Source organism: Streptomyces calidiresistens, from assembly GCF_014141525.1.
Taxonomy (GTDB): domain Bacteria; phylum Actinomycetota; class Actinomycetes; order Streptomycetales; family Streptomycetaceae; genus Streptomyces; species Streptomyces calidiresistens.
In genome coordinates this window covers 1-3,396 of sequence record NZ_VKHS01000615.1, presented here as the reverse complement: position 1 = coordinate 3,396, position 3,396 = coordinate 1, and the positions used below count along the sequence as shown (strand labels likewise).

Annotated in this window: 3 protein-coding genes; 2 read left to right on the top strand and 1 reads right to left on the bottom strand. The window is 77.8% G+C overall.

Annotated features, from left to right (window positions below; translation table 11 throughout):
* The first annotated feature begins 135 nt into the window (after positions 1-135).
* Together FOE67_RS20450 and FOE67_RS20445 are read left to right on the top strand one after the other, a co-directional pair.
* A complete protein-coding gene (locus FOE67_RS20450) occupies positions 136-1,128 on the top strand; it encodes an aldo/keto reductase (RefSeq protein ID WP_182666305.1) in 993 nt (330 codons plus the stop codon).
* 157 nt (positions 1,129-1,285) lie between these two features.
* Positions 1,286-1,717, top strand: a complete 432-nt coding sequence (locus FOE67_RS20445) for a tetratricopeptide repeat protein (protein WP_182666304.1) — start codon at positions 1,286-1,288, stop codon at positions 1,715-1,717.
* A gap of 156 nt (positions 1,718-1,873) precedes the next feature.
* Here FOE67_RS20445 and FOE67_RS20440 read toward each other — a convergent pair whose 3' ends face one another.
* The gene (locus tag FOE67_RS20440; protein ID WP_182666303.1) at positions 1,874-3,151 is read right to left on the bottom strand and encodes a PrsW family intramembrane metalloprotease; all 1,278 of its coding nucleotides are present in this window, start codon (positions 3,149-3,151) and stop codon (positions 1,874-1,876) included.
* Between the last annotated feature and the right edge of the window lie 245 nt (positions 3,152-3,396).

The following is a 3,396-nucleotide window of genomic DNA, read 5'->3' as shown; positions in this document are numbered from 1 at the left end:
TGTATAAGAGACAGGCTCCCGGACACCCGGGACGGCCGCCCACCCCTCCGGCCGATCGGACCCACCCGATCGGCCGGACGGGGTACCCGGGGAAGGACCGGGAACGCCGTCCCGCGGGTCGCTCGTTGCGCGGGCATGACCCCACGCGCCATCGGCTCCCTCTCCGTGCCCCCTCTGTGCCTGGGCGGCAACGTCTTCGGCTGGACCGCCGACGAGGACGAGTCCTTCGCCGTCCTCGACGCCTTCGTCGAGGGCGGCGGCACCTTCATCGACACCGCCGACTCCTACACCGCATGGGTGGACGGCAACTCCGGGGGAGAGTCCGAGACGATCATCGGTCGCTGGCTCGCCCGACACGCCGGCGGACGCCGCGACGAGGTGGTCGTCGCCACCAAGGTCGGCGCCCACCCCGACCGGCGCGGCCTGGCGCCGAAGAACATCCGGGCCGCCGCCGAGGACTCGCTGCGCCGACTGAACACCGACCGCATCGACCTGTACTACACCCACTTCGACGACGAGAGCGTCCCGGTCGGGGAGATCGTCACCGCCCTCGACGACCTCGTCCGCGAGGGCAAGGTCCGCGAGATCGGCGCCTCCAACATCTCCCCCGAGCGGCTGGCCGAGTCCCTGGAGTTCTCCGCCGCCGAGGGCAAGGCCCGCTACACCGCCCTGCAACCGCACTACAACCTGGTCAGCCGGGAGACCTACGAGGGGCCGCTGAGCGGGGTCGCCGAACGGTACGGTCTGGCCTGCGTGCCCTACTTCGCCCTGGCCCGCGGCTTCCTCACCGGCAAGTACCGGCCCGGCACCGAGGCCGTGGACAGCCCCCGCGCGGGGAAGGCCGCCGAGTACCTGGGGACCGCGCGCGGTCCCCGCGTGCTGGCGGCCCTCGACCGGGTGGCGGCGGCGCACGGCGTGGAACCGGCGACCGTCGCCCTGGCCTGGCTCGCCGATCGGCCCGGGGTCGCCGCGCCGATCGCCAGCGCCCGCCACATCGGGCAGCTGCCGCCGCTGCTCGCCTCACTGGACCTGCGGCTCACCGACGCGGAGCGGGAGGAGCTGACCGCCGCCTCCGAGCCGGGGGACACCGGGGAGGCCGGGGCGTCGGCGGAGCGGGGACGGGCGTGACCCCCCGACGGGACCGGTGACCGGCGCCCGACGGCCCGCCGCGGGCCCCCGGGCGTCCGCCCCGGGGAGACGCGGTCCGGGCGTTCGTCGTCCCCTGTTCACCTTCCGGGCCCCTCCGTGTTACGGACGGTCGGCCCGGCGGCGGGACGCTGGGGTCATGACGAAGCGCTGGGCAGGGCTGATGGGGCTGCGGGCCGGAAGCGTGGCCCGTGCCGAGGATCTGCTGACCGCGTGCGTGCGCGAGTGCGCGCGCCACGTCGCGGCGAGCGAGGACCGACCCGGGCCGGATCAGCGCCGGCTGGTCGCGGCGGTCGGCGAGCTCGTCGTGCGCCACACCGACCTGAGCCCCTCGCAGGACGACTGCTTCGAGGCGCTCCTGGAGGTCGGCCGTCGCGCGCTGGAGGCCGGGGAGGTGCGGTTGGCCCGGCGGCTGGCCGACTCCGCCGTCGCGCTGCGCAGCCGCAGCGCGGATGCGTGGAACCTGCGGGGGCGCGCCCTGGAGCGGTTGGGGCGCGGTTGGGAGGCGGAACAGGCCTTCACCCGCAGTCGCGGCCTCGGGGGCCGGGTGGTCCGGACGGCCGGCGTCTGACCCCGCGGCCGGTCCGGACGATCGGCGCGGCCCGGGAGCCGTGGTCGAGCGGCGGTGCCGGGCGCACGGGCGCACGGCGGGGGGGCGTCCCCGCCCCCCGGGGCGGGCGGTTCCCTGCGCACGGACACCGACGCGACCCCTTCGGGCGCGGCGGGGTCAGGCCGGGGGACGCGCCGCCTGGGCCTCCACGAGGGCGGCGCCGCGCAGCGAGCGGGTGATCGCCGGGCCCCGGTGCCGGGCCAGCCGCCACAGCAGTTCCGCCTCCCGCCGTGCGAGATCCCCCGCCGCGCCCGCCGGTCCCACGCCGCCGTGCCGCTCGGCGCGGTCGCGCAGCAGGGCCAGCTCGGTGGCCGTGTCCTGGTAGCGGATCACCGCCCGGGCGCCCGCCGGCCCCCAGTCCCGGCGGGCCAGCCGCCGGGTGAGGGAGCGTCCCCGCGAGGTGCCCAGCGCGGTGTGCTCGCCCATCCCCGGCCGGTCGGGTCCGGCGTAGCGCGGCAGCACCTCCCGCACGGCCCGCAGCTGGCGGCGCCGGGCGTGCACGCAGACGCCGATCACCAGGGCGAGCGCGGGGAACATCAGCAGGCCGTAGACCATCAGGAAGCCGCCGGTGCCCAGACCGGTGGCGCCGTTCCACGCCGAGTGCAGACCGATGGCGCCGCCCAGGCCGAGCCAGGGCAGCACCGCCCGGGCCAGTCGCCGTCGGCGCGGCAGCACCACGGCCAGGCCGAGGCCGATGCCGGTGAGGGCGGCGAACAGCGGATGGGCGAAGGGTGCGAGCACCACCCGGACGAGGAACGTGGCCGCCGTCGCGGAGTCCACCACCGGGGTGCCCAACAGCCGGTCCTCGGCGGCGGCCCGACCCAGGTAGAGGACGTTCTCGGTGAAGGCGAAGCCGATCGCGGCCATCGCCGCCGCGCACACCCCGGCCAGCACACCGTGCACGGCGCGGGGACGGTGCAGCCACAGCAGCAGGACGGCGGCGCCCTTGGCGCACTCCTCGACCACCGGGGCCACCAGCGTCAGCTCCAGGGCGTCCGCCCGGGGGCGGGGCAGGCCGGCCGGATCGGCGAGCAGCCACTGGACGAGCACCCCGTTGGCGACCAGCGCGACCAGCGTCGCGGCGCAGGCCCCCCAGCCGAGGGCGAAGGCCAGACCGGCGCGCGAGGCGGCGTCCATCGAGGCGGCGCGGTGCAGCAGGGCGACCATGACCGGGACGGGCAGGGCGGCGAGCGCCAGCCCGGTGGCCAGGCCGAAGGCGCCGGTCTCCTGGGTGATCAGGGCCATCACCATGGCGCCGCACACCAGCAGGGCGAGCGGGACGGCGACCGGGCCCGCGCCGGGAAGGGCCGTGCGGAACCGCGGGCGGCGCGGGGCACCGGGCCGGCGGGGAGGTCTCTTCGCGTCGGCACGGCCGCGGGGCGCGTGTTCGGTCACGCGCGCCGGGCGATTTCCCGCCGGCCCGGCGGTTCCACGCCGGTTCGGGGGCCCGACGGCCGGGGCCGGCCCCGGGACACCGGGGGAGACCGGGACCCCCGGGGGCACCGCCGGTACGGCGGCGGTCGGCGCGGCGGCGGTCGGCGCGGTGGCGGTCGGCACCCGATCGGCCGCCCCGGTACCCGCCGGGAGAACCCCGCGGGCCCCTCCACCCGGCGGATCGGGGGAGTGGGACGGCCGGGAGC

What these genes read in the sequence shown, in the direction of transcription:
- FOE67_RS20450 (WP_182666305.1), top strand. Translation starts at nt 136, where the DNA reads ATGACCCCACGCGCCATCGGCTCCCTCTCCGTGCCCCCTCTGTGCCTG.
- FOE67_RS20445 (WP_182666304.1), top strand. Translation starts at nt 1,286, where the DNA reads ATGACGAAGCGCTGGGCAGGGCTGATGGGGCTGCGGGCCGGAAGCGTG.